The organism is Micromonospora foliorum, from assembly GCF_022229015.1.
Taxonomy (GTDB): domain Bacteria; phylum Actinomycetota; class Actinomycetes; order Mycobacteriales; family Micromonosporaceae; genus Micromonospora; species Micromonospora foliorum.
This window is the reverse complement of the sequence record NZ_JAKKFF010000502.1, coordinates 1-1,252: the sequence shown is the minus strand read 5'-3', so window position 1 is coordinate 1,252 and position 1,252 is coordinate 1. Positions and strand designations below refer to the sequence as shown.

Here is a 1,252-nt window from a genome sequence, read left to right as displayed (position 1 = left end):
CCGCCCACGCCGCCCCGGCGGCCCGCCACCCGTCCGGATCGACAGCCCACAGCTGCCGGTAGCCGACGCTGCTCACCGGGGCAGGGCGGCGAACCGGTCGGCGGCCCGGTCGTCCACCGTCTCGTACGCCTCGGTCGCCGCCCGGACCCCGCCGGAGGTCGCCGCGACCCGGGCACCCAGTCGGCAGAACCAGGTGTGCCCGGCGGCCTCCAACCCGGCCAGGGCCGCGCCCGCTCGCCACTCGGGTGCCGCCACCACCAGCCCGGGCAACCCCGCGAGGCCCAACGCCAACCGGCGTGCCTCGTCGTCGAGCAGGACGGCAACCGCCCGCAACTCCTCCGGCCGGACGGCGAACGGCTCGTCGGTCATGACCACACCCCCGTGGACGATCGGCATCGACGCGCTGACGCTAGGCGCGTACCGGAGGTCGCGCGGTGCCCTGTGGACAGCCGGCGTCGAGGCGTACCCCGGGGTGTCCACAGGCGTTGCCCAGCGCGAGCCCGACGGCTAATCTGCGGCCCCGACCGCCGGTAGGGTGATGTGGTGATCGTCGCTGTCGGCATCGACGTCGTCCTGGTCGACCGGTTCGCCCGGGCCCTGACCCGGACGCCGCTGCTCGCCGACCGGCTCTTCACCGAGGCCGAGCGGCACACCCGCTCCGGCAACCCGCGCTCGCCCGAGTCGCTCGCCGCCCGGTTCGCCGCCAAGGAGGCGGTGGCCAAGGCGCTCGGCGCTCCGGCCGGGCTCAACTGGCACGACTGCGAGATCGTGCCCGACCCGGATGGCCGCCCCTGGCTGGCCGTCTCCGGCACGGTCGCGGCGGTGGCCGACGCCCGTGGGGTCAACCACTGGCACCTCTCGTTGTCGCACGACGGCGGGATCGCGTCGGCGATGGTGGTCGCGGAACGATGACGTCGGCCGGGAGGGCCGATCAGGTCCGCCCGCGAACGGAATGGGACACGGTGGCATGAGAGCGGTGTGGCGGGTGGCCGACGTACGGGCGGCCGAGGCGGGGTTGATGGGCACGCTGCCGGAGGGGACGCTGATGCAGCGGGCCGCCGCCGGCCTGGCCCGCCGCGCCGCGCTCCTGCTCGCCGAGCGGGGCGGGGTCTACGGGGGTCGGGTGCTGCTGCTGGTCGGCTCCGGTGACAACGGCGGCGACGCGCTGTACGCGGGGGAGCGGTTGGCCCGCCGGGGCGTCCAGGTGTCCGCCCTGCTGCTCACCGCTCGGTAGAGCGTCGTGTCGGGAAAG

At 75.6% G+C, this 1,252-nt stretch carries 3 protein-coding genes and 1 pseudogene; 3 read left to right on the top strand and 1 reads right to left on the bottom strand.

The window, feature by feature from the left end; genetic code table 11:
- Positions 1-72 precede the first annotated feature (72 nt).
- Positions 73-369, bottom strand: a complete 297-nt coding sequence (locus PSH25_RS28930) for a hypothetical protein (protein WP_238662041.1) — start codon at positions 367-369, stop codon at positions 73-75.
- On the opposite strand from PSH25_RS28930, the gene PSH25_RS28925 reads away from it, so the two are divergent.
- The 3 genes and pseudogenes from PSH25_RS28925 to PSH25_RS28915 all read left to right on the top strand — a co-directional run.
- Positions 368-511, top strand: coding sequence for a hypothetical protein (locus PSH25_RS28925; RefSeq protein ID WP_238662040.1), 144 nt, complete (start codon positions 368-370; stop codon positions 509-511). The genes PSH25_RS28930 and PSH25_RS28925 overlap by 2 nt on opposite strands.
- Before the next feature lie 32 nt (positions 512-543).
- Positions 544-912, top strand: a complete 369-nt coding sequence (locus PSH25_RS28920; RefSeq protein WP_238662039.1) for a holo-ACP synthase — start codon at positions 544-546, stop codon at positions 910-912.
- 55 nt (positions 913-967) lie between these two features.
- Positions 968-1,225 (top strand): annotated as a pseudogene (locus PSH25_RS28915) (NAD(P)H-hydrate epimerase); the annotation flags it as partial.
- Positions 1,226-1,252 lie beyond the last annotated feature (27 nt).